This window comes from Mesorhizobium sp. M0761 (genome assembly GCF_040320205.1).
Classification (GTDB): Bacteria; Pseudomonadota; Alphaproteobacteria; order Rhizobiales; family Rhizobiaceae; genus Mesorhizobium.
The window spans coordinates 36,519-57,483 of record NZ_JAMYPF010000003.1; the positions used below are offsets into that span (position 1 = coordinate 36,519).

Sequence of the window (20,965 nt, forward strand, 5' to 3'; positions counted from 1 at the left end):
GTCCCGAGTCCGACAATGCTGAGCAAGTCTCCCGCCCCGCAAAACACACTCGACCGGCTGACCGCGGCCGCTCTGGCGTGGGGCGAGGGGATTTATGCGCGATGGGCCGCGCCAATCGGCGCGATCGCGTTTTCGCTCTATATCCTGCTTACGGCGTTTACCGCCTGGACGATGCCCGATGCCAATTGGGACATGCTGCCTTATCTCGCAATCGCCGAGGAGGGCGCTTACCCCGATGCGCAGGCATTGCATGACTATGCCTACAGGACGGTCCAGGCCGGCGTTTCGGCCGCCGACTACAAGGCGCTGACAGACGATGGCGGCGGCTTCCGCAGCCATATGGCGCAAAATGCCGCCGACTTTCACTCGCTGCTTGGCATGTACCGGATCAAGTTCCTCTACGCCGAGATGCTGTCGACGATGAGTTCGGTGATGTCGCCGGTCGAGGCGATGCGGGTGCTGCAGGTGGTCTCGGTGCTGCTGTTCGGGATGATCACGCTGCTCTGGTTGCGAACCGAAGGCGCGTTGGCGCTGGCGCCGGTGGCCGGCGCGGTGCTGATCATGGCCGATTTCGGCGACGCGGCACGCGCCTCGACCCCGGATCTGTTGTGCTCGGCCCTGTTCCTCGGCGGCCTACTTGCCTATATGCGCGGCCGCGAGGCAGCGACCGCTGTCCTGCTTTTCCTCGCCTTCATGGCGCGGCCGGACAACATCGTGTTCCTGGCCGTTTTCGCCGTGCTGCTGCTGGTCTTCCGGCAGCGGGCGTGGGGCGCGCTGGCCGGCTTTGCCGCGTCCTTCGTCGCCTATTTCGCGATTTCGCACTGGGCCCAGCATCCCGGCTGGTGGCCGCATCTGTGGTTCTCCAGCATCGAGCAGCACTACAATATGGATGGCTTCGAGCCGCCGTTCTCGGTTGGCGCCTATCTCAAGGCGTTTGCCGCATCCTTCATTCGCGCTATCAGCATCAACAGCTGGGTCGGGGTCTCGGTTCTGGCGCTGGCCGCGTGGTTTGCGCTCGGCCGCGCCGGCTTCCGGCTCGATCGCCGCGCCGGCATCCTGCTTGCAGCACTGGTGCTCGGCGTGCTGGCGAAATTCACCGTCTTTCCGATCCACGACACCCGCATCTACTTCCCGAACCTTCTGCCGCCCTACCTTTTGCTTGTCGGCCCGATCATGGCGCTGTGGGCGTCGGCAAGCCTGAATGGAAGGCGGCCCATCGCCATACCTGGAGGTAAGCCATGAGTTCCATTTCCGGGCTGGCGCGCATCGCCCTTTCGCTCGGCCTGCCCGCCGGCCTGCTCGATCGGGGGCCGGCGTTGCGTGGCACGAAATTCCTGGCCAAGGCGGCGCTGAAGGCGCGGTTTGGCGGTGGGCAAGCCTTCCAGATGGTCAATGTCGGCGCTTGCGACGGCGCGCTGTTCGACGACGTCACGCCGTGGCTGCACCGCATTCCGCGGGCGCGGGCCGTGCTGGTCGAGCCGATCCCGTACAATCAGAAGCGGTTGCGGGCCAACTATCCCGACACGGAACGCTTCGTCATCGAACCGGTCGCGGTGACGAAGACCAAGGGCACGATCACCGTCCACACTTTCGATGCCGCGGCACTCGAGGCCGGCACGCTGCCGATCGAGTTCATCGGCTGCTCGTCGGTCACCGACACCAATCTGATGTCGGGCAAGAATGCCTGGGGCGAGGACGACGCCAATTTCAACAAGTTCGCGCCGCACGTGAGGGATATCGAGGTGACGTCGGAAACGCTGCAGACGCTGCTCGATCGCAACGGCATCACGCATATCGACGCCTTCCTGGTCGATTGCGAGGGCGCCGACTGGATCGTCTTCGAACAGCTCGATCTCAAGCGCTATCGTCCGGGCATGATCAAGGTCGAGGTCGGCGCGCTGCCGGCCGCCGAAATCGGCCAGGTCGTGGTCAAGCTGAAGACATCAGGCTATCAGGTCGGCTTCCAGGCCGAGGACATCTGGGCCTTCGCCTGAGATAGATCGCCACTGGCGGCACGCCGGCGCGCCGGGTCGCGTCGCATCTGCGACGTGTCGCAAACAGGCGGTAGCTCCATCCACGTCCTCTGCATATTGTGCGCCATTCGAACGGGCGCGGACGCGCCCGCTTTATCCCCTTGGAGTCGCGGGCAATGGCAGAGTTTCCGAAACAGGCGAAGGTCGTCATCGTCGGCCTGGGTGGCATTGTCGGCGCGTCGATCGCGCATCATCTGATCGAGCGCGGCTGGACCGACATTGTCGGCATCGACAAGTCGGGCATCCCGACCGATATCGGCTCGACCGCGCATGCCTCGGACTTCTGCTACACCACGAGCCATGATTTCCTGTCGTGCTGGACGACGCTCTACTCCATCGATTTCTACGAGAAGATGGGCCACTACGCCCGCATTGGCGGCCTCGAAGTGGCGCGCGTCGGCGACGACAGCCGCATGGACGAGATCAAGCGCAAGATCGCCTCGGCCAAATCCTTCGGCACCCGCGCCCGGCTGATCGAACCGGCCGAGATCAAGGAAAAATTCCCGCTGATCGAAGAGTCTATGGTGCAGGGCGGCCTGTGGGATCCGGACGCCGGCCTGGTCATCCCGCGCTCGCAGACCGTCGCCGGCAAGCTGGTCGACAAGGCGGAAGCGTCGGGCAAGTTGAAGTCGTTCGCCAACACGCCGGCCAAATCCCTCATTGTCGAGGAAGGCCGCATCAAGGGCGTGGTCACCGACCGCGGCACGATCATGGCCGACTATGTCATCGTCTGCGCCGGCATCTGGGGCCGGCTGATCGCCGAAATGGTCGGCGAAGACCTGCCGGTGATGCCGATCGACCATCCGCTGACCTTCTTCGGGCCTTACAATGAGTTTGCCGGTACCGGCAAGGAGATCGGCTGGCCGCTGCTGCGCGACCAAGGCAATTCGGCCTATATGCGCGACACCGGCGATCCCAAGACCGCCGAAGGCGGCCAGATCGAATGGGGTTACTACGAAGAGACCAATCCGCGTCTTTGCCATCCGCGCGATTTGCTGGAAAAGGATCAGGCGCGGCTGTCACCGTCGCAGCGCGATCTCGACATGGAGCAGATCCTGGCGCCGCTTGAGCGCGCCATGGAGCTGACGCCGATCCTGGGCGAACTCGGCTACAATGAAAGCCATTCCTTCAACGGCCTGTTGCAGGTGACCGCCGATGGCGGCCCGTCCATGGGCGAGAGCCAGAAGGTGAGGGGCCTCTGGTACGCCGTCGCCATCTGGGTCAAGGACGGCCCCGGCATGGGCAAGCTGATCGCCGACTGGATGACGGACGGCCGCACGGAAATCGACCATCACGCCATCGACTATGCGCGCTTCTATCCGCACCAGACGAAAGAGCAGTTCATCTGGGATCGCTGCACCGAGACGGCGATGAAGGTCTACAATCCAGCGGTGCATCCGCGCGAGCCGTTCTCCAAAGGTCGCAACATCCGCCGCTCGCCGTTCTGGGAGCGCGAGAAGGAGCTTGGCGGTTACTTCATGGAGCTGGGCGGTTGGGAGCGCGCGCATGGCTATGCCGCCAACGAGCATCTGCTGGAGAAGTATGGCAACCGGGTTCCCGTACGTGAGAACGAATGGGACAACCGCCATTTCTGGCGGGTGTCCAATGCCGAGCACCTGGCGATGAGCGAGGATTGCGGCATCGTCAACCTCTCGCATTTCTCGATGTACGACATCGAAGGGCCGGACCATGTCGCGCTGCTGGAGTGGCTGTGCGCGGCCAAGATTGGTGGCGACAACAATATCGGCAAGGGTATCTACACCCACTTCCTCGACGAGGAAGGCATGGTGCGCGCCGACTTCACCGTCATCCGCATGGCCGACCGCTGCCGTCTGATCGACGGCGCCGACGCCGGTCCGCGCGACTTCCGCTACATGGAGCGCACCGCGCAGGACAAAGGCTTTGACGTCACCATCACCGACGTGACGGAAAAATACGTCACCATCGGCATCTGGGGACCGAACGCGCGGGCGACGCTGCAGAAAGTGGTCGAAAATCCGGATGGTCTCTCGCTCGAGAACTTCCCCTTCGCGGCGATCAAGCCGGTCAGGATCGGCGGCAAGGACGTCACCGCCTTCCGCATCTCTTATGTCGGCGAGCAGGGCTGGGAACTGCATATGCGTTACGAAGACGGCCTGGCCGTTTGGGACGCGCTGCGCTCGACCGGGGTCATGCCGTTCGGCGTCGAGACCTATGCCAACACCCGGCGCATGGAAAAGAGCCTGCGCCTGCAGAACGCCGACCTGTTGACCGAGTACAATCTGCTCGAGGCCGACCTTGCCCGACCGAAGGTCAAGGAGAACGATTTCTGCGGCAAGGCAAAACATGTCGAATACCGCGCCCGCGAACACCAGCCGGCGATCCTGTGCACGCTGGTGATGACGGAAAACGTCGATTCGAAGGGTGTTGCCCGCTATCCCGTCGGCACCATGCCGGTGATGGATCCGAAGACCGGCGAAACCCTTGTCGACGAACTCGGCCGCCGCTCCTTCACCACATCGATGGCCTACGGCCCGACCATCGGCAAGAACATCGGCCTCGCCTATCTGCCCTGGGCCCATGCCCAGGAGGGCCGCAAGTTTGCCATCGAATATTTCGGCGAGACCTACCCGGTCGAGGTGGCTGCCGTCGGCTACAAGCCGCTCTACGATCCAGAGAATCTGAAGCCGAGGAGTTGAGCTTCATCGGTTCCAACCAACATATCGAAAAGCCGGCACCTCGCCGGGCTTTTTGCTTTGTCAGCAGCCGGTTTTCGCTTACCTTCGGGTATGTCTGCTTTTTCTTGCGCACGACATTTCCTTTCAGGCAGCGCCGCGCTGGCGCTGGGGCTCTGGCTGGTGCCGCCGGTTCAAGCCGCCGAGCCGGTCGACGTCGAGCTGGTGCTGGCCGTCGACGTGTCGCTGTCGATGTCGCCGGGCGAACTTGAAATCCAGCGTCACGGCTATGCTGCTGCGCTGACGCACGACAATGTTCTGCAGGCCATCGCCGATGGCGCCTACGGCAAGGTCGCCGTCACCTATGTCGAATGGGCGGGAGCGACCACGCAGCAGGTCGTCGTGCCGTGGACGGTGATCGCCAGCCGGGCCGATGCCGAGCGGGTGGCCGCGCAGCTTTCCGCCCATCCGCCGGCCAGCGCCCGGCGCACCTCGATTTCCGGCGCGCTGGAATTCGGCAGCGATCTGTTCGCCGAAAGCGGTTTTCAGGGGACAAAGCGCGTCATCGATATTTCCGGCGACGGGCCCAACAACCAGGGCGCGCCCGTCGACATCACCCGCGACGCGGTGGTCAAGCAAGGCATCATCATCAACGGCCTGCCGCTGATGACGCGCGGCGGGTTCGGCGGCGCCTATGACGTCAACAATCTCGACCGCTACTACAGCGACTGCGTCATCGGCGGTCCCGGATCCTTCATGATCCCGGTCAATGACTGGACGCAGTTTCCCGAAGCCATCCGCCGCAAGCTGGTGCTGGAGCTGGCCGGCGCCGCTTCGCCGCAACGGGCGCGCGAGGAGGCCGGGCATCCGCCGGTGGTGCTGGCGCAGGACCGGCCGACCGACTGCCAGGTCGGCGAAAAGATGTGGCGCGACCGCAGCTGGATGTTCGATGCCCGTTAGCGTTCGCATCATCACGCTGCCGTGAAGGGCCGGTTTCATTGACAAGCCCATGGGCGTCTGTGACACAATTCGGCATCCGAAAAAACAATGGGAACCGACATGAACAAGACCATCGTCGCTGCCGCGGTATTGGCGCTTGCGGCTGCAATATCCGTGCCGGCCGAGGCTGCCACATCGGTCACCATCGGCATCAGCGGATGGACCGGCTTTGCGCCGCTGACGCTCGCCAAGCAGGCCGGCATCTTCGAGAAGCATGGCCTCGACGTGACCCTGAAGAAGGTGCCGCAGGCCAGCCGGCCGCTCGCCATCGCCAGCGGCGATCTGCAATGCGCCGCCACCACGGTCGAGACCTGGCTGGTGTGGAACGCCAGCGGCGTCACCACCAAGCAGATCTTCCAGCTCGACAAATCCTATGGCGCCGACGGCATTGTCGTGCGCAACGACATCAAGACCGTCGCCGACCTCAAGGGCAAGAATGTCGCGTCCTCGGCGCCGGGCACGTCGCCCTATTTCATGCTGGCCTGGGTGCTGAACAAGAACGGCCTGTCGACCAAGGATGTGACCGTCGTCAACCTGGAACCGGATGCGGCGGCGCAAGCCTTCCTCGCCGGCCAGAACGATGCGGCGGTCACCTATGAGCCGTTCATCTCGGCGGTGCGCGACAAGTCCGATCAGGGCCACATATTGGCGACCACGCTCGACTACCCGATGGTGCTCGACACGGTCGGCTGCACGCCTGAATTCCTCACCGCCAATCCCGACGCCGCCAAGGCGCTGGCCGACAGCTATTTCGAAGCGCTCGACCTGATCAAGAGCGATCCGCAGAGATCCTACGAGATCATGGGCGCCGACGTGAAGCAGTCTGCGAAAGAATTCGAGGATTCGGCGAAATACCTGAAATGGGCCGACAAGGCGGAGAACAAGCAGTTCTTCACCAAGGAATTCCAGGACTTTTCCAAGACCGCCGGCGAGCTTCTGCTGCAGATGGGGTTGATCAAGGAAGCGCCAGACGTTGCCACGCTGGCCGACACCAGCGCGGTGGCGAACTGACAGGCCTCGCCTTTGACCATTGTGCGGCGGCGCCTAGGGCCGCCGCTCTCTCCTGGACAAGTGATGATTTGACGATGCGGACGATCTGAAGATGCGCCCCTTGCATCCGGTGTCGCCGGGCATTCGAACCGTGCTTGGCATTTCCTTCTTCGTGCTGTTCGTCGCCTTCTGGGCGTGGATCACGCTTGGCGGCCACGTCAACCGCATCTTCCTCGCCGACCCGCTGTCGATGCTGCGGGATGGTTGGCGGCTGCTGGTCGAGGACCGCTTCTGGCTCGACATATTGATCACCATCTGGCGGGTCTTCGGCGGGTTCCTGCTGGCGTCGATCGTCGCCGTGCCGATCGGCATCGCCATGGGCGCCTGGAAACCAATAGAGGCGTTTCTGGAGCCGTTCGTCTCCTTCGCCCGCTACCTCCCGGCTTCGGCCTTCATTCCGCTGCTCATCCTGTGGGCCGGCATTGGCGAGCTGGAAAAGCTGCTGGTCATCTTCGTCGGCTCGGTGTTCCAGATCATCCTGATCGTCGCGGTCAAGGTGGGCTCGACGCGGCGCGACCTGGTCGAGGCGGCCTATACGCTGGGCTCGACCAACAGCGGTATCGTCAAACGGGTCATCATGCCGGCCAATGCGCCCGAGATTGCCGAGACGCTGCGGCTGGTGCTCGGCTGGGCCTGGACCTATGTCATCGTCGCCGAGCTGATCGGTTCGTCCTCAGGCATCGGCTACATGATCATCAACAGCCAGTCGCGGCTGGCGACAGGGCAGATCATCTTCGGCATCATCGTCATCGGGCTGATCGGACTGTTGTCCGACTTCGCCTTCAAGGCGTTCAATCGCTGGCTCTTTCCCTGGAGCCTGGCATGAGCAAGTTGCTTATCGAAGGCGTCTCGCGAACCTTCGCCGGCGTGCGCGGCGGGCAGCCGGTCAAGGCGCTGATGCCGGTCGACCTTGCGGTCGCGGCCAACGACTTCATCACCATTCTGGGGCCGTCCGGCTGCGGGAAGTCGACGCTGCTCAGGATCGTTGCCGGCCTGGAAGCGCCGAGCGAAGGCCGTGTGCTGCTCGACGGCAAGGCGGTGACGCGGCCGGGACCGGATCGCGGCATGGTGTTCCAGTCCTACACGCTGTTTCCGTGGCTAACGGTGGCGCAGAATATCGCCTTCGGCCTGCGCGAACGTGGCATGGCCGAAAAGGAGCGAGACGGGATCGTCGCTTCCTATGTCGACCTCGTCGGGCTCAAGGGCTTCGAGAACCATTGGCCAAAGCAGCTGTCCGGCGGCATGCAGCAGCGCACGGCGATCGCCCGGGCGCTGGCCAACGACCCCGAAATCCTGTTGCTGGACGAGCCGTTCGGTGCGCTCGACAACCAGACGCGCGGACTGATGCAGGAACTGCTGCTCGGCATCTGGGAGCGGCGCAAGAAGACAGTGCTGTTCGTCACCCACGACATCGAGGAGGCGATCTTCATGGCTTCGCGGGTGATCGTGATGAGCGCGCGGCCAGGCCGCATCAAGTCGGATGTCGCCATCGACCTGCCGCATCCGCGTCACTATACGCTGAAGACCAGCCGGGAGTTCTCGGCGCTCAAGGCGCGGCTGACCGAGGATATCCGCGTCGAGGCGATGCGCACAGTACAGGCGCAGCCCGCCGAAGCCTGAGTGCGTTTTCGGATCAGGCCGCCAGCAATTGCTTGCGGTCGACGCGCTCCTGCTGCGGCGAGCGGGCATAGAGTTCGCGGTAGCATTTGGAGAAATGCGACGCCGAGACGAAGCCGCAGGCGACCGCTACCTCGACCACCGGCATCGAGGACTGGATCAGCAGGTGCCGGGCGCGGTCGAGGCGGATTTCCAAGTAGTAGCGGGCAGGGGATCTGCCCATCTCGGTGCGGAACAGGCGCTCGATCTGGCGGCGCGACAGGTCGACATGGTCGGCGATCTCGATCAGCGACAGCGGTTCGGAGAGATTGCCTTCCATCAGTTCGATGATGGTCAGCACCTTGGAATTCTGCACGCCGAGGCGGGCGCGCAGCGGCAGGCGCTGGCGGTCGGTGGGGCTGCGCACGCGGTCGGTCAGCACCTGCTCGCACACGCGGTTGACCAGATTGTCGTCGAAATCGTCGCCGATCAGCTTGAGCATCATGTCGAGGGCGGCGGTGCCGCCGGCGCAGGTGTAGATGTTCTGGTCGATCTCGAAGAGGTCGGCAAAGACGTTGGCCTTGGGAAAGGCCTCGGAAAAGCCCGGCAGGTTTTCCCAATGGATGGCGCAGCGCTTGTTGGAGAGCAGGCCGGCGGCGGCAAGGATATGCGCGCCGGTGCACAGGCCGCCGACGGCGACGCCTCTGTTGTATTCCTCGCGCAGCCAGGCGAAGGCCGACCTATTCTGGTAGCGCTCGACATTCATGCCGCTGCAGACGATGGCCATGTTCGGCCGATCCGGCCCGGCCATTTTCTTGCGCTCTTCCTCGAGCGAGGTGTTGACGGCGCATTCGACGCCGTTGGAGGCGCGCACCGGCTTGCCGTCGATGCTGGCGAGGCGCCAGCGATAGGCCTCATAGCCGAGCATGCGGTTGGCCGAGCGCAGCGGGTCGAGCGCCGTCGCAAAGGCGATCATGGTGAAGTCCGGGACAAGGAAGAATACAAACGATCGCTTGATCGGATGCTTTACGGCGTTCAAGGGAACCTCACGCGGCCATGGCGCGAACAGGATGTCGCGAACAGCACAGCGACATCAGGAAAAACCATTCCTGTCAATCGGCTAGGGGGCTAAGCGGAAACTATATTTGCGACATGGGTCGCAAATGAGCAATCGTCCGGGATGACAGGCACGGGCTGCCGACGGATTGGGCATGGTGGCGGCGGCATAGGTGCCAAAAATGAGAAACGCCGCTTCGGTCAAGCCGAAGCGGCGCTGTTATCGACTATCGGCAGCGGCAGGGAAGCGCTGAGCGCTAGCCGTTATCTCAGGCAACGAAACCGAGGCGCACCGCATTCATGGCACCGGTCTGGCCGGGCATGGTATTGGCAAGGCGCTGGCGCTCGAGAGCGGTCGTCAGGTTCATTTCGCGGCGGGCAAAGAGGCGGGCAAAAAGCTTCATCATCATCTCCTATCGGTTGCTCAGACGGGTCGCCTTCGCTTGATGGAGTGGGGCAGCTCGTTTGCTGACGGTGATATAGGCCTGCGTGAGCAGAAACTAAATCGCAAATGCGAAGCGCTTGAATGGAAATGCGACATCGTTTGCGACATTATTGGGCATGGTGCCCAAAATTTACGATTACTTACAGTGTGTTACCGGCGACATTGAGGCGCCATGCAAGTGACGCATATGCGCCATGCAGCGGCGACACGGCTCTGAAAATCATTTGAGTGCAAATAAGTTGGAGAAAGCCTGCAGGGCCAATAGAGAAGGCCTGCCGGGCTGGTCTGCGCGGCAGGCCTTCAGCACAAGGTACACAATGGTTTACTTTGCTCCAGCCCAGGATCCGACGCCGTGGCGTGCACCGGTCTTGGTGTCGGCAGCTTCAGGCCAGCCGATATCCTTCTGCAGTTCGATCGGCAGCGAGCGGATCGCACGTTCGGTCTGGAAGCGGGCGCGGGCCGCGCTCAATTCGGTCGCAAGCCGACCGATGGATGACAGGATAGACATTTCATTCTCCTTTGGTTGTGGCACGTCCCGCATGAACGCGTTCCGTCGCCTGGATATTCCGCATCGAGTGCAATTCCGTGTCAGGAGCGTTGGAGCCATGGCACGTCCTGCCTTCGATGGAGTTGACTATCCTCCCAATCTGATGTTCAATCAAACGAAATGGAATGATGCTTCACATCAGAAAAATTGAAGGTCGATCCCGATGAACGCCCCACTCAATCATCCGCTGCCGCTGCTCGATCTCGACGTTTTGCGCACCTTCGTGGCCATTGCAGAGACCGGCAGTTTCACCACGGCGGCCAATGCGGTGTTCCGCACGCCGTCGGCGGTCTCCATGCAGATCAAGAAGCTCGAGGACATTCTCGGGCGCTCTGTTTTCGCGCGGGATGCGCGCTCGGTGACGCTGACCACGGATGGCGAGATGCTGCTCGGTTATGCCCGCCGGCTGTTGTCGATCAACCGCGAGGTGGTGTCGAAGTTCATCATCCCCGAGATCGTCGGCGTGGTGCGGCTCGGCTCGCCGGACGACTATGGCGAGCGCGTGTTGCCGCATGTGCTGAAGCGTTTCGCGCAGTCGCATCCGTCGATTGCCGTCGACGTCACCATCGACCAGAGCAGCAATCTGCGCCGCCGCATGGACGACCGGGCGCTCGACATCACGCTGCTGACCAATTCCTACAAGACCAGCGCACTCGGCGCCGAGGTGCTGCTCACCGAGCCGATCGTCTGGGCCGGCGCCAAGGGCGGCAGCGCGCATCTGCGCGAGCCTTTGCCGGTGTCGCTGTGGGAAGAGGGCTGCGCCTGGCGGGCCGGCGCGCTCGATGCGCTGAGCCGTGAAGGCCGCAATTACCGCATCGCCTATATGAGCGCCCACACGGCCGGCCAGCGCGCCGCCATCATGTCGGATCTCGCGGTTGCACCGTTGCCGAAATCGTTCCTGGGCAACGACATGGTCGAGCTTTGCCCGAAGGACGGCATGCCCGATATCGGCACCTACAATCTGGCGATGGTGGTGTCGCCGGACGCCAGCGCGCCGGTCAAGGCCGTCGCCGACCATATCCGTGCGACGTTCGAGCTGTTCCGCGAAACCGGCAAGTTCTAGAGCAGTTCACCGTTTCACGGAAACGGCGAGCCGCTCTAACTCCTTGTTTTGACACAATTCCCAAGGGAAAGCGCTACACGCATTTCCCGGGAAAACCGTTTTACACTTTTCCTGGAATTGCTCTGCTATTCCGCTGCTTGGGCGGGGCGCGCCGCGAGAGCGGGTCGCGCCGTGCGCCGCGCAGTTGCGCGCCGCTTGGTGGGCTCACCTTCAAGGAAGGCGACGATGCTGTCCCTGGCGCGACGCGCCTCCGGCATCTCGATCAGCGGCCAGACGTGGAACATGCCTTCCTCGTAGACGACGTCGATATCGACGCCGGCAGCGCGTGCCTTTTTGGCGAAGATCAGATTGTCGGGGCTGAGCAGGTCGTGCGAGCCGGTCAGAAGCAGGGTCTGCGGCAGCACCGAGAGGTCGCCATAGAGCGGACTGATATGCCAGTCCCTGCGATCGATGCCGGCACTGTACATGCGGATCGCTTCCAGCCCGCCGGAAATGCCGAGCCACGGATCGTTGCGTTCCGCCTCGAACACTTCGGGGTTGGACAGCGACATGTCGAGGCCGGGTGAAATCAGCACGTGGCGCGACGGCAAGGGCAGGCCTTCCTCAGCCGCCATCATGGTCAGCACGACGGCCATGTTGCCGCCCGCGGAATCGCCCATGAAGACGATGTCTTCAGCGTCGGTCTCATCCAGCATCTGCCGGTAGACGTCGCCGACCATGCCGAACATGGCGTGGAAATCATGCTCCGGCGCGATGGGATAGATCGGCACGGTGATGCCGAAACCCAAGCGCTCGGCCACCTCGGCGACCAACCCCCAATGATAGGATGTGATCTGGAAGACATAGGCGCCGCCATGCATGTAGAGGATGCGCCTGCGTTCGCCGGCCTTCGGCGCGATTTCATAGACAGGGAAGCCATCGACGCTGCGCTCGGTGATATCGAGCCGCTCCCGCAGCAATGCCGCGGGACGATGATCCTCGGTCTTGCGCGCATAGGCGATCCAGCGCTGCAGGTTTTCCGGGCTGGCAAATGCCTTCTTGCGGCTGTGCCGGAGGATGAAGGAAACGAGGTGGCTTTTGAAACTGGGCATTCGCGTACACAAGCTCGGCAGCAGCTGACTAAGAGAATTCCCCACTATCCCGAAAATCGTACCTCCAGCCGAAATGTCAAGATTCTGGCCCAAGCCAACACGGTTGTTTGATCAGCCACGTCCGCGGCTCTGCGCAGCGCGGCTCAGCGCCGGGGCAGCAGCGCGGCGCGCAGCTTGATGTCGGTCGCGGCCGGGACCATGCGGCGGCCCCGGCGCTTAGTCAGCAATTTGCACTTGTCGGCGAAGGTCATCAGCGGCCCGAGCCCAGGATCAGGCGCGACAGGTTGGTCTGGGCGTCGATGCGCGGCGACACGGGCCAGCCGATGTCCTTCTGGATTTCGGGTGGCAGGTTGTTCATGGCGCGCACGGCCTGTGCATTCTTCATGGCCGCACGAAAACGGCCGAGGGTCTCGAACATCTCTATTCTCCTTTGGAGCGTTGTGGCGGCGGAATAGTCCGGTCCGCCATTCGATGTCCGTTAAATGCTTCACGTCTGTATCGGACGTATTGCGCCAAAACAGCGTTTCGGTTTCCAGATCGGTGCGATCTGGAAACATTTGCATACAAATGAAATTGGTCGAATTGGCGGCCTTCGTAAGGCGGCTTATTCCCGGCTGCGCCTGGCGGCATGGCCTTCACGCGAACGCCGTCGCGGGGCGGCGTCGCCGGCGACGCCATCCTCGCTGACGGTCTTGCGTGGCGGCAATTTCACCGCCGCCGACAGTTTCGGGAACGGATCGACCTTGTTGGGAAGCGCCATCGCGTAGACGAAATGCTCCTGGAATTTCGGCTCCAGTGCGGTCTCGATCTTCTCGATGTGGCTGACGGTATCCTCGATTTCGCGGCGATAGCCGCGATTGAGCAGGGCCATGCGCGCACCGGCGCCGGCGGCGTTGCCGACGGCCGAGACCTTGTCGAGGTCGCAATCCGGGATCAGGCCGAGCACCATGGCGTATTTCGGATCGATGAACGAGCCGAAGGCGCCGGCGAAATGGATGCGGTCGACGTGCTCGGTGTTCTGCTTTTCCATCAGAAGCTTGGTGCCGGCATAGAGCGCGGCCTTGGCAAGCTGGATGGCGCGCACGTCGGTCTGGGTGATGGTGATCTTGGGTTCGCCTTCCTTCAAGACATAAGAGAAGGTGCGGCCGTTGACCGTGACGCGCGGCGACCGCTCGGCCAGCGACCCGTCGATCACTCCATCCTCGGAGATGATGCCGGCGAGGTACATTTCGGCCACGATCTCGATGATGCCGGAGCCGCAAATGCCGGTGACGCCGGTCGCCTGCACGCTGTCGAGGAAGCCGGGATCGTCGGACCAGAGTTCAGAGCCGATGACGCGGTATTTCGGCTCCAGCGTATCGGGGTCGATGCGCACGCGCTCGATTGCGCCGGGGGCGGCACGTTGGCCGCCGGAGATTTCGGCGCCCTCGAAGGCCGGGCCGGTGGGCGAGGAGGCTGCGACCACCCGCTTGCGGTTGCCAAGCACGATCTCGGCATTGGTGCCGACATCGACGATCAGCATCATCTCGTCCTGGCGGTGCGGGCCTTCCGACAGCGTCACCGCCGCCGCATCGGCGCCGACATGGCCGGCAATACAGGGCAGCATATAGAGGCGGGCGCCCTGGTTGAGCTTCAGGCCGATATCGGAGGCCTTGATGCGCACGGCGCCCGAGACGGCGAGCGCGAAGGGCGCGCCGCCGAGTTCGGTCGGATCGATGCCGAGGAACAGATGGTGCATGATCGGATTGCCGACAAAGACGGAATCCAGGATGTCGTTGCGCTGGACATTGCCTTCCGCGCAGACCTTGTCGACCAGGCCCGAGATCGCCTCGCGCACGGCGACCGTCATGCCTTCGCGGCCGTCCGGGTTCATCATCACATAGGAGACACGGCTCATCAGATCCTCGCCGAAGCGGATCTGCGGGTTGGAGGTGCCCGACGAAGCGGCGACGCGGCCCGACAGCAACGACACCAGATGCATGGCGATGGTGGTCGAGCCGATGTCGCAGGCCAGTCCATAGGCCTCGTTCTTGAGGCCGGGCCAGAGTGCTATGACGCGGGCGATGTCGCTTTCGGCATCCTTGTGGATGGCCGCGGTCGCGGTCCAGTTACCCTTGCGCAGTATGCCTTGCACCTGCGGCATCAGGTAGAAGTCGAATTCGAGGTTTTTAAAGCCCCAATCCTTCATCAAGGCGATCTTGAGGCGGTCGAGATCGCCCAGCGGCTTGTGCATGTCGGGCTCTTCGATCTCGACATAGCACATGCGGATCGCCGCATCGCGGGCGATGACGCGCGTGTCGGCATCCTTGCGGATGGTCTGGGCGTTGATGACCGTGTCCTGCGGCACGTCGATGACGAGGTCGCCGAGAATCTGCGCCGAGCAGGACAGGCGGCGCCGCTCGGGCAGGCCGCGGACGCGCTCATAGCGCTCTTCCTTGGCGCCCTTGGGCGAGATGTGGTCGTTGGACGAGACGATCTTGTGCTTGGCGAAATTGCCTTCCTGCACTTCGATCTGGCAGCGACCGCAGGTGGCGCGGCCACCGCAGACGCTCTCGACATAGACGCCGAGCTGACGTGCGGCATCGAGCACCGGTGTGCCGACGGGAAACCGCCCGCGCTTGCCTGACGGCATGAACAGCACGAGCGGATCGGTAATGTTTGCAGGCGAATTCACGATTGCGCGCTTATCCCCTGGCCATGCGGGCTTCACGGCCGCCGCGCCGGCGACCGCCATTGCCGCCGCCTTCGCCCGGAGCGTTAACGGCGGTGGGCGCTGCGACCGCCTGGCCGCCTTCGGCCGGTTTGTAATCCTTGTAGGTGCGGATCCAGTTGGTGCAGTTCTCGTCGGTGCCGTTGAGCACATTGGCGCCGCGCACGGCTTCCATTTCCTGCGGGCGAACCGGGTTCATGATAGCGCTAGTCATGCCGGCGCCGATCACCATCGGGATGAAGGCGGCGTTGATGCCGTGGCGGTGCGGCAGGCCGAACGAAATGTTGGACAGGCCGCAAGTGGTGTTGACCTTGAGCTCTTCGCGCAGACGGCGCAGCAACGCGAAGACCTGGCGGCCGGCATCGCCGAGCGCGCCGATCGGCATCACCAGCGGGTCAACGACGACGTCATGCGCAGGAATGCCGAAATCGGCGCAGCGCTGCACGATCTTCTTGGCGACGGCGAAGCGCACATCCGGATCCATCGAAATGCCGGTCTCGTCGTTGGAGATGGCGACGACCGGAACGTTGTACTTCTTGACCAGCGGCAGGATGGCTTCGAGCTTTTCCTCTTCGCCGGTCACGGAGTTGACCAGCGGCCGGCCCTTGGCGACCTTGAGCGCTGCCTCGATGGCGGCGGTCACCGACGAGTCGATCGACAACGGCAAGTCGACAAGGCCCTGGACGATCTCCAGCGTCTGCACGAGCAGGCCGGGTTCGGTTTCGTTCGGATTAACGGAGGTGACGCCGGCATTGACGTCGAGCATGGTGGCGCCGCAGGCGGCCTGTTCCAGCGCATCCTTGACGACGGTCTCGAAATTGCCGGCGATCATCTCGGCGGCCAGCTTCTTGCGGCCGGTCGGGTTGATGCGCTCGCCGATGACGCAGAAAGGCTGGTCGAAGCCGATGATGATCTCTCGTGTCGCCGAGGCGACGATGGTCCGGGTCATGAAGTCTCTCCGCCTGATATAAAGATTTCTTTATATCGTTGTCTGGTTTCATTCAAGCGAATGGCTGGCCGTCCGCGCTGTCAGTGCGCGGTCTTCACCATATCCACCTGCGTTTCGGTAATGTCGTCGTGCAGTATGCTCTCGAGCCGGTCGGCGACCATCTGATCGTCGTGGCGGATCTCGCGTTTCCATGGCTGGCGGCCTTTCAGCACACCCGATTCATCGACGATCTCGGCGACATATTCCTCCTGGCGGTAGGCCATCACATGGATGCCGGAGACACCAGGAATTTCCTTCACCTCGTTGATGATGTCGGTGCAGAGCTGCTTGCCTTCCTTCTTCTGGTCCTGCGCACCTTCCAGCCGCTTGATGATGGCGTCGGGAATATGAATGCCCGGCACGTTGGAGCGGATCCATTTGGCCGTCTTGGCCGAAGCCAGCGGGCCGACGCCGCACAGGATGAAAACTTTTTCCGTATGCCCCAAGTCCCGCGCCCTCTGCATGAAGGTTCTGAACATCGGCACGTCGAAGCAGTATTGCGTCTGCACGAACTGCGCGCCGGCGGCGATCTTCTTGCCGAGATGGATCGGGCGGAAATCGAAGGGTGGCGCGAAGGGGTTGACGGCGGCGCCGAGGAAAATGTGCGGCGGCGTCGTCAACTTGCGGCCGGACAGGAACTTGCCGTTGTCGCGCATGATGCGGCAGGTTTCGAGCAACGACATGGAATCGAGGTCGAAGACAGGCTTGGCGCCGGGCTGGTCGCCGGCCTGGACGCCGTCGCCGGTGAGGCACAGCATGTTGGCGACGCCCATGGCGGCACCGCCCAGCACGTCGCCCTGGATCGCGATGCGGTTCCTGTCGCGGCAGGCGATCTGCATGATCGGCGCGTAACCCATGCGGGTCAAAAGCGCGCAGATGCCGACCGACGACATGTGGCAGTTGGCGCCGGAGGCATCGACGGCATTGATGGCGTCGACCCAGCCGTCGAAGATTTTCGCGCGGTTATAGACGTCTTCGGGATCGGCGCTGTCGGGCGGGTTGAGCTCGGTGGTGACCGCGAATTCGCCGCGCCGCAGCACACGCTCCAGCCGGCCACGCGAGGAGTGGCCGGGCAGCGGATCGAGCGGCAGATGGATGCCGGCCGGGTTTTCATCGCGCTGGCGGCCGATCACGCGGCCGCTCCAGTGTTGGCTTTGGCCGCTGCTTCACGGGCCGCTGCCGACTGGGCCGTCACCCGCAGCCAGGCCGAGGTTTCGCGCAGCGACTGGTCGACCGGCTTCTGCACGGTCAGGATCCTGTCGCCATGCTCCATGTTCCGCGAGCCTTCCCAGGCCTTAACCCAGACGCAAGGCATATCGGGCTCGACCTCGCAATTGCCGTTGGCGCGCACACCGCCGCAAGGGCCGTTGCGCAGCTGCTTGGGGCAGTTCATCGGGCACGACATGCCGGTCGAGGACAGGATGCACTGGCCGCACATGCGGCAGTCGAACATGAAGCCCTTGACGCGCCTTTCGACAAACTTGATCGGCGCCTCGACGCGCCCATAGCCGAGGCCTTTCCAAAGCGGATGAAGAAGCAGGAACATGTCGGCGAACCTGGAGTAGAACCATTCGAGCAATCGCGAGTGCCGAATGGACCACAGCCTGATGGCAAACGACCGCTGCACGCGCCGCTGCGGCGACACGTCGGCCGGCTTGTAGTCGGATTTCGGCGCTGCCTTCTTGACCTGCGTGGCCTGGGTAAACGGCTGGGTAACCCTTGGCCCTTCTTTGGCAGGAGTGGTTTCAGACATTTTCTTTCCCGCCTGCCTTGACTAGAGCGACCAGCCGCTCGCGGTCGTATTTCGCGTCGATGTCGCTGAATGCCTTCTCGACCTCGGCTTCGAGGTCGTCGCCGACCGGGATCGGATCGGCCTTGCGCCATTCGGCGAGGTAATCGTCGGTGCCGCCGGCGCCGGTGCGCATGGCGCACATATCGATCGCCTCGGTGAAGCGCAGCGGCAGTTCGCGCTTGGCGTTCTGCCGGCCCTTCTTGACGATGACCTGGGCGGGGATGTCGCGCCAATAGACGACGATCAGATCGGCCATGAATTCTCTCACTCCCTGTAGAGCGCCGTGCGTCCATGAGGGAAACGACGCTCCACCACTTTGTCCAGCAGGTGCGAGCATTGCCGGATGCGCAGTGGGGCTGCTTGTTATGGGACGACGCGCGCGCATTCAAAAGCGACGCTATTGGACGTCGCAAAAAGAAAGGCGAGATTCCGAGGGAAGGCTGGCTACCAAACCCGCTTGGTCAGGCCGGTCCAGAGATAGAACCAGATCGTCGGGTGGTACCATTGTTTTGAGGGCAGGTCCGGCTTGATCGTGGCCAACTTTCCGTCCAAGGCCCCGCGGACCGCCTCGACGCAGATGTCACGCGAGAACGCCGCCTGGCGCAACGCATAGCTCGAAATAGTGTCGCCGGGCTCCGGCTTGCCGCGCGCCTGTTTCAACACGCCGCCGGTGTCGACGCCGGGGGCGCCCAGATGGCCGGTGGTGGCGAAATTGTGGAGATCGCCGCAGGCCCGCGCCCAGTAGCCGCCATTCATGCCGCGGTATTTCGGCGCGATGCCGGCGTGGTAGTTGAGCACCGGGCAGGGCATTTGCGCCAGCGTCTGCCGGGACAAGAGCCGGCAGCCGGCGAGCAGCACCACGCCCGGGCGGATGTCGGCGATCGCCTGCAGGCAATCGGCTGCGTTGGCGGAGGAGACGTGGATGATCTTTTGTCCCGGCTTCGGCTCGGTCTCAAGCTTCTGATCGGCGATGAGCCGCTCTGCGTGGCCAGCGAAGAAGCGCTTGCCGAGCCTCGTCAACACCATCGTGCCGAGTTGACCGATGGCCGAAAACCAGCCCTGGCGGCGCGCCCGGCCGAGCAGCAATTGTTTTTTGGATTCAGGGCTTTCGAGGATGACGCTGACAGGACCGAACTGGTCGGCGATGGCGTTGACGATGGCCCAGATGTGCGGCCCGCCTTCGGTGACGATGACGATCGCAGCACTTTTTTCAACCGCTGATGCCATGGCGCGCTTTCTTGCCGGCGCGCAACCATTTGCCGTGCGCTGCCCGGCTCAATTCTGTGCCGGGCGAGGTTAAATCTTGATGACCGCCCGGCCAGCGAGAGACCAACGGATCAGCGCTTGAACTCGATGATGTCGAGTTTCGATTCGTAGTAGGGCGCCGGGAATTCGATGCGCCATTCATTGGCGCTGGTGCGGAAGGCATAGCCGACCTGGTCGCTTTCCGGGCCGCTGCCATAGGGTTTTGGCTTGTTGTCATTGACATAACCGGAGCCGAGATAGATCGCGCGTTTTTCGCTATCGTCGAAGAAACGGCCCTTAGTGCGTTGCGAGCCGCTGACCTTTTCCAGCTGCCAGCCGGAGCCATCGTCCGTGACCTTGCACTTGAACCAGCCATAGATGACCAGCGGGCCGGTCAGGCCCACCTTGATGGTTCGGCATTGCCAGTTGCCGCTCAGGTCCTTGTCGGAAAAGGCCACTATCGGCTTTGCCAGCAGCGCGTCGAGTTGGCTGACCTCAGCCGGGTCTCCCGCTTTTGCCTCGGCCAGCGCCGCCTTGCGGGTCTCGCCATATTTGTGGAGCCGCACCTTGTCGGCAGGCGTGATGATCTTCTGCACCTCGCCGTCGGCGCGAGCGGGCAAGACGAGGCAGAGGAGGCCAAGGGCGGAGAGCAGGACGCGAGGGGTCATCGGGACGTTCCGTGTTCGGATGGCTGAATCAGCCTGTTTGCTTGTTGCTCACAACTTAACCATTCGCGGCGGCCTGTCATCTGTTCTCGACAGCGTCCCGGCTCAAGAACCGCTTCAGGCGTGGGCGGCGGCCTGCGCCAGTCCGGCCGTCAGGTCGCCATAGCCCGTCGAGCGGCGCTCATAGGCGAGGCCAAGCATCTTCGCGGCCTTCTCGGCGACCTTGTCGAGTTCCGGATCGTCGGTCTGGGCGATGTAGATCAGCTTCTGGTAATTGCCGAAATAGTCCTTGATCAGCTCCGGGTGCTTGTCGAGGCCGAGCGGCTTCATGAAGAAGGCGTCGAACTGGCGGCACAGGAAATCGGTCATGTAGAACGACATCATGTCGTCGTCGGCGACCTTCGCATAGGCGTCCATGCCCTGGTAGAAGGCAAAGCAGTGCGGCCCGGCCATGCGCTCGATGCCGTGCTTCTCCAGGACCCGGTCGAGCATGCCGCCGGTACCGCAATCGGCATAGCCAACGAAGATGTTGCTATAGCCTTCCGCCTTGGCCTTTTCGATCGCCTTGTCCATCGCCGGTGCGATGCGGTCGGGGTAGAAATGGAACTCCGCCGGCAGGCAGGTCAGGTCGAGATGGTCGAGCTTGAGCTGCTCCTTGACGGCCAAAACTTCGCGCGCAATCATTCCGCAGGCGATGACCAGCAGCCTGTCGTCCTGATTCGGTTTCGTTTTTTGCATTCTGGCCATGGAACCTGGTCGAAGCGGCCTTCGTTGCTGTGGGGCGAATCTATCGAGAGAGGGATAAACCGTCCATGGAACTGTTACGCGTTGCGCCGATTGCAATCCTTGCCTGCATCCTGGCGCTTACGGCCTGTGCCAACACCGTCCGTGGTGTCGGCCGGGATATCAAATCGACTGCGAAAGCCGTCGACGACACCGTCACCAAACCCTGACGCAGCCATCCGTTCCAATAGCTGGAACAAAAAAGCCGCGCTGCAAGGCGCGGCTTTCGATTGTGGCCCAGACGCCTT

22 protein-coding genes are annotated in these 20,965 nt (G+C 63.0%); 9 read left to right on the forward strand and 13 right to left on the reverse strand.

From position 1 onward, the window contains the following. Positions 1 to 15 precede the first annotated feature (15 nt). The 7 genes from NKI32_RS05495 to NKI32_RS05525 all read left to right on the forward strand — a co-directional run bounded on the left by NKI32_RS05495 (position 16) and on the right by NKI32_RS05525 (position 8,356). A complete protein-coding gene (locus tag NKI32_RS05495) occupies positions 16 to 1,242 on the forward strand; it encodes a glycosyltransferase 87 family protein (RefSeq protein WP_023739099.1) in 1,227 nt (408 codons plus the stop codon). Then, on the forward strand, positions 1,239 to 1,994 hold the full coding sequence (locus NKI32_RS05500; RefSeq protein WP_023691006.1) for an FkbM family methyltransferase: 756 nt from the start codon (positions 1,239 to 1,241) through the stop codon (positions 1,992 to 1,994). The genes NKI32_RS05495 and NKI32_RS05500 overlap by 4 nt, the downstream gene beginning before the upstream one ends. A gap of 155 nt (positions 1,995 to 2,149) precedes the next feature. Continuing rightward, positions 2,150 to 4,711, forward strand: a complete 2,562-nt coding sequence (locus tag NKI32_RS05505; RefSeq protein ID WP_353002177.1) for a GcvT family protein — start codon at positions 2,150 to 2,152, stop codon at positions 4,709 to 4,711. A gap of 90 nt (positions 4,712 to 4,801) precedes the next feature. Next, on the forward strand, positions 4,802 to 5,647 hold the full coding sequence (locus tag NKI32_RS05510) for a DUF1194 domain-containing protein (RefSeq protein WP_023691008.1): 846 nt from the start codon (positions 4,802 to 4,804) through the stop codon (positions 5,645 to 5,647). A 99-nt stretch (positions 5,648 to 5,746) separates the two neighbouring features. Further along, the gene (locus tag NKI32_RS05515; RefSeq protein ID WP_023688106.1) at positions 5,747 to 6,697 is read left to right on the forward strand and encodes an ABC transporter substrate-binding protein; all 951 of its coding nucleotides are present in this window, start codon (positions 5,747 to 5,749) and stop codon (positions 6,695 to 6,697) included. A gap of 91 nt (positions 6,698 to 6,788) precedes the next feature. Next, positions 6,789 to 7,562, forward strand: coding sequence for an ABC transporter permease (locus NKI32_RS05520; protein ID WP_023688107.1), 774 nt, complete (start codon positions 6,789 to 6,791; stop codon positions 7,560 to 7,562). After that, entirely contained in the window at positions 7,559 to 8,356 is a 798-nt protein-coding gene (locus NKI32_RS05525; RefSeq protein WP_023696446.1) for an ABC transporter ATP-binding protein, read from the forward strand. Before NKI32_RS05520 ends, NKI32_RS05525 begins: the two co-directional genes overlap by 4 nt. 13 nt (positions 8,357 to 8,369) lie before the next feature. Here the strand turns inward: NKI32_RS05525 and NKI32_RS05530 are convergent, their stop codons facing one another. The 3 genes from NKI32_RS05530 to NKI32_RS05540 all read right to left on the reverse strand — a co-directional run bounded on the left by NKI32_RS05530 (position 8,370) and on the right by NKI32_RS05540 (position 10,341). Beyond that, positions 8,370 to 9,308: a GlxA family transcriptional regulator gene (locus NKI32_RS05530; RefSeq protein WP_348524244.1), complete on the reverse strand. Its 939-nt coding sequence runs from the start codon at positions 9,306 to 9,308 to the stop codon at positions 8,370 to 8,372. Positions 9,309 to 9,657: 349 nt separating this feature from the next. Further along, positions 9,658 to 9,792 (reverse strand): hypothetical protein, encoded by a 135-nt coding sequence (locus tag NKI32_RS05535; protein ID WP_023681787.1) that lies wholly within the window; start codon positions 9,790 to 9,792, stop codon positions 9,658 to 9,660. 363 nt (positions 9,793 to 10,155) lie between these two features. Continuing rightward, entirely contained in the window at positions 10,156 to 10,341 is a 186-nt protein-coding gene (locus tag NKI32_RS05540; RefSeq protein WP_023681786.1) for a hypothetical protein, read from the reverse strand. 202 nt (positions 10,342 to 10,543) lie between these two features. Here NKI32_RS05540 and NKI32_RS05545 point away from each other — a divergent pair, with 202 nt between their 5' ends. Next, positions 10,544 to 11,443: a LysR substrate-binding domain-containing protein gene (locus tag NKI32_RS05545; RefSeq protein WP_023670389.1), complete on the forward strand. Its 900-nt coding sequence runs from the start codon at positions 10,544 to 10,546 to the stop codon at positions 11,441 to 11,443. Positions 11,444 to 11,568: 125 nt separating this feature from the next. On the opposite strand, the gene NKI32_RS05550 is transcribed toward NKI32_RS05545, so the two are convergent. The 10 genes from NKI32_RS05550 to NKI32_RS05595 form a co-directional block, all read right to left on the reverse strand. Continuing rightward, entirely contained in the window at positions 11,569 to 12,534 is a 966-nt protein-coding gene (locus NKI32_RS05550) for an alpha/beta hydrolase (protein WP_353002178.1), read from the reverse strand. Between the two features lie 250 nt (positions 12,535 to 12,784). After that, entirely contained in the window at positions 12,785 to 12,952 is a 168-nt protein-coding gene (locus tag NKI32_RS05555) for a hypothetical protein (protein WP_196813564.1), read from the reverse strand. Between the two features lie 186 nt (positions 12,953 to 13,138). Continuing rightward, on the reverse strand, positions 13,139 to 15,268 hold the full coding sequence (locus tag NKI32_RS05560) for an ASKHA domain-containing protein (protein WP_032905612.1): 2,130 nt from the start codon (positions 15,266 to 15,268) through the stop codon (positions 13,139 to 13,141). Next, positions 15,219 to 16,193 carry a methyltetrahydrofolate cobalamin methyltransferase gene (locus NKI32_RS05565; protein ID WP_023681781.1) on the reverse strand — a complete coding sequence of 325 codons (975 nt, stop codon included), beginning with the start codon at positions 16,191 to 16,193 and terminating at the stop codon, positions 15,219 to 15,221. The genes NKI32_RS05560 and NKI32_RS05565 overlap by 50 nt, the downstream gene beginning before the upstream one ends. Before the next feature lie 80 nt (positions 16,194 to 16,273). Beyond that, positions 16,274 to 17,365 carry a methylenetetrahydrofolate reductase gene (locus NKI32_RS05570; RefSeq protein WP_353002179.1) on the reverse strand — a complete coding sequence of 364 codons (1,092 nt, stop codon included), beginning with the start codon at positions 17,363 to 17,365 and terminating at the stop codon, positions 16,274 to 16,276. Then, positions 17,362 to 17,985, reverse strand: a complete 624-nt coding sequence (locus tag NKI32_RS05575; protein WP_023681779.1) for a methylenetetrahydrofolate reductase C-terminal domain-containing protein — start codon at positions 17,983 to 17,985, stop codon at positions 17,362 to 17,364. Before NKI32_RS05575 ends, NKI32_RS05570 begins: the two co-directional genes overlap by 4 nt. Then, positions 17,978 to 18,280, reverse strand: coding sequence for a virulence factor (locus NKI32_RS05580; RefSeq protein ID WP_023670397.1), 303 nt, complete (start codon positions 18,278 to 18,280; stop codon positions 17,978 to 17,980). The genes NKI32_RS05575 and NKI32_RS05580 overlap by 8 nt, the downstream gene beginning before the upstream one ends. A 188-nt stretch (positions 18,281 to 18,468) precedes the next feature. Then, positions 18,469 to 19,251 (reverse strand): formyl transferase, encoded by a 783-nt coding sequence (locus tag NKI32_RS05585; RefSeq protein WP_353002181.1) that lies wholly within the window; start codon positions 19,249 to 19,251, stop codon positions 18,469 to 18,471. Between the two features lie 110 nt (positions 19,252 to 19,361). Continuing rightward, positions 19,362 to 19,937 carry a DUF4893 domain-containing protein gene (locus NKI32_RS05590; RefSeq protein WP_023681777.1) on the reverse strand — a complete coding sequence of 192 codons (576 nt, stop codon included), beginning with the start codon at positions 19,935 to 19,937 and terminating at the stop codon, positions 19,362 to 19,364. A gap of 114 nt (positions 19,938 to 20,051) precedes the next feature. Further along, positions 20,052 to 20,681 carry a DUF1638 domain-containing protein gene (locus NKI32_RS05595; protein WP_353002183.1) on the reverse strand — a complete coding sequence of 210 codons (630 nt, stop codon included), beginning with the start codon at positions 20,679 to 20,681 and terminating at the stop codon, positions 20,052 to 20,054. A gap of 65 nt (positions 20,682 to 20,746) precedes the next feature. Between NKI32_RS05595 and NKI32_RS05600 the strand changes: the two genes are divergently transcribed. Next, positions 20,747 to 20,887, forward strand: coding sequence for an EncA/B family entericidin (locus tag NKI32_RS05600; RefSeq protein ID WP_353002184.1), 141 nt, complete (start codon positions 20,747 to 20,749; stop codon positions 20,885 to 20,887). The last annotated feature ends 78 nt before the right edge of the window (positions 20,888 to 20,965 follow it).